1 tRNA gene and 3 rRNA genes are annotated in these 5284 nt (G+C 58.6%); all 4 read right to left on the bottom strand.

The window, feature by feature from the left end:
• Positions 1–30: 30 nt before the first annotated feature.
• Positions 31–152, bottom strand: a 5S ribosomal RNA gene (gene rrf, locus D8896_RS19015).
• A 123-nt stretch (positions 153–275) separates the two neighbouring features.
• A 23S ribosomal RNA gene (locus D8896_RS19010) occupies positions 276–3192 on the bottom strand.
• 217 nt (positions 3193–3409) lie between these two features.
• Positions 3410–3481, bottom strand: a tRNA-Ala gene (locus D8896_RS19005).
• Between the two features lie 141 nt (positions 3482–3622).
• Positions 3623–5093, bottom strand: a 16S ribosomal RNA gene (locus tag D8896_RS19000).
• The 16S, 23S and 5S rRNA genes sit together here with 1 tRNA gene alongside, the layout of an rRNA operon.
• Positions 5094–5284: the final 191 nt, after the last annotated feature.

Raw genomic sequence — 5284 nt, 5'->3', positions numbered from 1 at the left:
GGGCTGAAAGTATGAGTATGAGTATGAGTGGGCAGGCGGCGATCCGGTGGTCCCAGAGGCTCGCGCACTCCAGTACTTGCCGGAACGCTGGCGGGCTTAACGTCCGTGTTCGGGATGGGTACGGGTGTTGCCCCGCCGCTGTGGCCGCCTTAACGCCGACTCGCGGAGTCGAACCGCGATGGAATACCGCTGTCGGTGGTCTTGTGACGCCGTTGTGTTCGTGCAATCCAGGTAACGCCTGGACCCGTTCGACCGGGTACAGTGCGATTCTGATGAATGTGTGGCTTTGGTCTGTTAGTGCTCGCGGGCTCAACGCCTCGTTGCCTTGGCGCGTACACCCCGAGTCTATCGAACCCGTCTTCTACGGGTGACCTCGGTGGTACCTCTTTTCCAGGTGGGTTTCGAGCTTAGATGCGTTCAGCTCTTACCCCGTGTGACGTGGCTGCTCGGCACGTGCCCTTTCGGACAGCCGATACACCAGTGGTCACCACTCGGAGTTCCTCTCGTACTATACGAGCGTTCCCGTCAGGTACCGTGACACCCCCAATAGATAGCAGCCGACCTGTCTCACGACGGTCTAAACCCAGCTCACGACCTCCTTTAATAGGCGAACAACCTCACCCTTGCCCGCTTCTGCACGGGCAGGATGGAGGGAACCGACATCGAGGTAGCAAGCCACTCGGTCGATATGTGCTCTTGCGAGTGACGACTCTGTTATCCCTAAGGTAGCTTTTCTGTCATCAATCGCCCGCATCAAGCAGGCTGATTGGTTCGCTAGACCACGCTTTCGCGTCAGCGACACTCGTTGGGAATGTCACTGTCAGACTTCCTTATGCTCTTGCGCTCACTTCCGGGTCTCCGACCCGGATGAGGAAATCTTGGGGCACGCTCGATAGATTTTCAAGCGCGTACCGCCCCAGTCAAACTGCCCGGCTACCGGTGTTCTCCGCCAGGAGTGAGGGTCACAGTCACTACCGGGTAGTATTTCAGTGGTGTCTCGGTGGCCCGCTAGCGCGGGTACCTGTGTGACGACTCCTACCTATGCTGCACAGTAGCGACCGTGTCCCAGCGACAGCCTGCAGTAAAGCTCTATAGGGTCTTCGCTTCCCCTTGGGGGTCTCCAGACTCCGCACTGGAACGTACAGTTCACCGGGCCCAACGTTGGGACAGTGACGCTCTCGTTGATCCATTCATGCAAGCCGCTACTGAAGCGGCAAGGTACTACGCTACCTTAAGAGGGTCATAGTTACCCCCGCCGTTAACGGGTCCTTCGCCCCATTGTACTGGGTGTTCAGATACCCGCACTGGGCAGGATTCAGTGACCGTACGAGTCCTTGCGGATTTGCGGTCACCTATGTTGTTACTAGACAGTCGGAGCGTCCGAGTCACTGCGACCTGCCCCGAAGAGGGCAGGCATCCCTTATTGCGAACGTACGGGACTAACTTGCCGAATTCCCTAACGTCGGTTGCTCCCGACAGGCCTTGGCTTTCGCCGCCACGAGCACCTGTGTCGGTTCTTGGTACGAACACCATGCTCCCTTTTCACGGGCTCTAGGTTGGCTCAAGTTGCCCTATCTCGCCGTTCGTCCGCTTCCTGCCATTACGGCATCCACGGAGTTTGACGATTCGACTGGGCGAATGCCCAGCTTGAGTGACCCCAAAGCGTCGGTTTCACTGCATGGTGGCACTGGAATATTAACCAGTTTCCCTGTTGTCCTATTCGAGTTACGGTAGGACTTAGGATCGGCTAACCCTCGGCTGATCAGCATTGCCGAGGAACCCTTGCTCGTTCGGCCGTCGGGGTTCTAACCCGACTAACGCTGCTACTATGACCAGGATTTTCGTCACTATTCGGTCCACGCGAGTTCTCACCCGTGCTTCCAGCCGAATAGAGCGCCAACCTACGGAATCACCTTGTGAAAGGTGTCGCTAGGTCTCGGTGGTGGATTTGAGCCCCGATCATTTTGGGCGCCTCGAACCTCGGCCGGTAAGCTGTTACGCTTTTCTTAGAGGGTAGCTGCTTCTAAGCTCACCTCCCGGCTGTTTAGGGCTCGAGACTACCTTCGGTCGCACTTAATCCACACTTGGGGACCTTAACCCAGCTCTGGGTTGTCTCCCTCATGGTGCACAGGCTTACCCCGCACACCGGACTCCCTGCGTCGACGGCGTTCGTAGGTTCGGAGTTTGACAGGGAGGCCAACTCCTCTCGGAGTTGGGTCTCCCAATCAGTGTCTCTACCCCACGAACTACCTCGGCAGAGGTCATGCTTCGACATGTTTCGGTTGGAACCAGCTGTTGCCGGACTCGATGGGCCTTTCACCCCTATACGTAGGTCACGAGAGGGTATTGTAGGACACCAACTCTAGCAGGCTTCCACGTGCCTTTCGGCACGCTTCACCTTGCCCACGCATAGATCGTCCGGTTTCGGGTCGTACCCGCTTGACTCCCCGCGCTTGAACACGGTGACCCTGGCCGTAAGGCTGCGGTCGTATTGGTTTCCCTGCGCCTTCCCCGATGCTCGGGTTAGACTCGTCAAGCAAGTACACTCCCTGGTTCGTTTTTCAAAACGTACGACGGAACATCGGCTTCCTCCGATGCTTACTGCGGACTCGCGTCCGGTTCATTTTTCAGAGGACCTTGTATGCCCCGTCGCTCGATCGCCACCTGATTTCAAGCCCTATTGCACCTCCCTTTGTGGGGTGCTTTTCAGCGTTCGCTCACGCTACTTGTCCGCTATCGGTCTCGAGGTGTATTTAGTCTTGGCCGTCAATGCCGGCCACATTCACGAGGGAGATCCAACCCCCGATACTCTGGAGCTGACGCACGTCGTACTCGTCTGCATTACGGGGTTATCACCCTGTATCACGCTCCATTCCAGGAGACTTCATGCAGGTTTTCCGACGATGAGAGTCAGTCCGAACACCACATTGCCCGTGTGGGCTTCGGTTTGGACTGTATCGCGTTTACTCGCCGTTACTAACGATATCTCGGTTTGATTTCTCTTCCTGCCGGTACTGAGATGTTTCAATTCCCGGCGTTCCCCATTGCGCAAGGCAATTGCGAGAGGATTCCTATTCGGAGACCTCCAGTTCTTCCCCTCCGTGCGGGTCCCTGGAGCTTTTCGCAGCTTGGCACGTCCGTCGTCGGCACTCGAGCCGAGCTATCCACCAGGTGGCACAGTAGCCACGTTGTGGTTATCGATCTTGTCACTGTGACCCGGGAACGGGTCCAGTGGACGTCTGGATTGCACGTACACACGGCGTCATCATACGAGTCTGGGTGTCACCGGACTCGTATTCAACCCTTCCCAACCGCGCTTGCGCGGGATGGTGCATCGGTTTGCTTCGGATTCCATCGTCGGGCCGTCTGCCACTTAAGGCCGTCGGTCCGGGACCGAATCCGAGTTACATGGACCCACTGGGATTCGAACCCAGGGCATCCTCCTTGCAAAGGAGGCACTCTACCGCTGAGCTATGGGCCCGCTCCCTCGTGTGAGGGAGACTGGGTGTGATGGAGTGTTAGCCTTGGTAGTTCTGGGGTGCCCGGTCGGTCGGGCGGGTGGTGGGCGGTCGAGCGTGGACGCCAAAGGTGAGCCAGGCGCGTCGGCCTGGTCTCGGGTCGGTGGAGGTGATCCAGCCGCAGATTCCCCTACGGCTACCTTGTTACGACTTAAGCCCCCTTGCGAAGCCCAGATTCAACCGGCGTGGCCGGCTTCATCCGGACCTCACTCGGGTGCTTTGACGGGCGGTGTGTGCAAGGAGCAGGGACGTATTCACCGCGCCCTGCTGAGGCGCGATTACTACCGAATCCAGCTTCATGAGGGCGGGTTGCAGCCCTCAATCCGAACTACGACCGAGTTTAGGAGATTAGCGTCCCCTGTCGGGGTTGCGTCCCATTGTCTCGGCCATTGTAGCCCGCGTGTCGCCCAGCTCATTCGGGGCATACTGACCTACCGTTGCCCGTTCCTTCCTCCAGTTTGGCACTGGCAGTCCCCCTAATGTACCCATCAGCCGTGAAGGCCATGCTGGCAATTAGGGGTGCGGGTCTCGCTCGTTGCCTGACTTAACAGGACGCCTCACGGTACGAGCTGACGGCGGCCATGCACCTCCTCTCAGCAGGTCTAGTAAGCTCATCACACTGACTGTCACTCCTGCTGTCGGAGCTGGTGAGATGTCCGGCGTTGAGTCCAATTAAACCGCAGGCTCCTCCGGTTGTAGTGCTCCCCCGCCAATTCCTTTAAGTTTCATCCTTGCAGACGTACTTCCCAGGCGGCTCGCTTCGCGGCTTCCCTGCGGCACAGCACAGGCTCGTAGCCTGTGCCACACCTAGCGAGCATCGTTTACAGCTTGGACTACCCGGGTATCTAATCCGGTTCGTGACCCAAGCTTTCGTCCCTCACCGTCGGATCCGTCTTCCCGAGGCGCTTTCGCCACCGGCGGTCCGTCCAGGATTACGGGATTTCACTCCTACCCTGGACGTACCCCTCGGGTCTTCCGGTCCCTAGCCAGACAGTTTCCACCGGACGCCCACCCGTTGAGCGGGTGGATTTCCCGATGGACTTGCCTGGCCGGCTACGGACGCTTTAGGCCCAATAACAGCGGCCATCACTTGGACTGCCGGTATTACCGCGGCGGCTGGCACCGGTCTTGCCCAGTCCTTATTCGCGCACCTCAGTACGGTGTGCAAAAGCGAGGGCTATATGCCCTCGCACTCGGGGTCCCCTTATCGCACTCGCGTGCAGTGTAAAGGTTTCGCGCCTGCTGCGCCCCGTAGGGCCCGGTATCTTGTCTCAGATACCGTCTCCGGGCTCTTGCTCTCACAACCCGTACCGATTATCGGCACGGTGGGCCGTTACCCCACCGTCTACCTAATCGGCCGCAGCCACATCCTACGGCGCCGGAGCGTTTCCAGCTCAGCCCGTTCCAGGGAGAGAGCTGTATGGAGTATTAGCCTCAGTTTCCCGAGGTTATCCTCCTCCGTAGGGTAGTTTGGCCACGTGTTACGGAGCTATTCGCCACGGGTCTGAACCCGTGCGACTAGCATGGCTAAATCGGACCCCGATAGCAATGGCCTCCGGCAGGATCAACCGGAATGTTCCCAGTCCGTGGTGGACTGGGGGGCTTGGCGGGTGTACTCGTCAGAGTACACACCATATTGCGTGGTCCGTGCTCGGTGCCCACCGAGCCGCTGACCGGCCGGGTGGCACCGAACTACCAAGGCTAACATCAGATCCCATCGTGTACGGCGGACCGCAGGGGTGGAATCCTCATCTCCTTCGGACTTC

It is taken from the genome of Halostella salina (genome assembly GCF_003675855.1).
Classification (GTDB): domain Archaea; phylum Halobacteriota; class Halobacteria; order Halobacteriales; family Natronoarchaeaceae; genus Halostella; species Halostella salina.
This window is presented reverse-complemented; position numbering and strand designations above follow the sequence as displayed.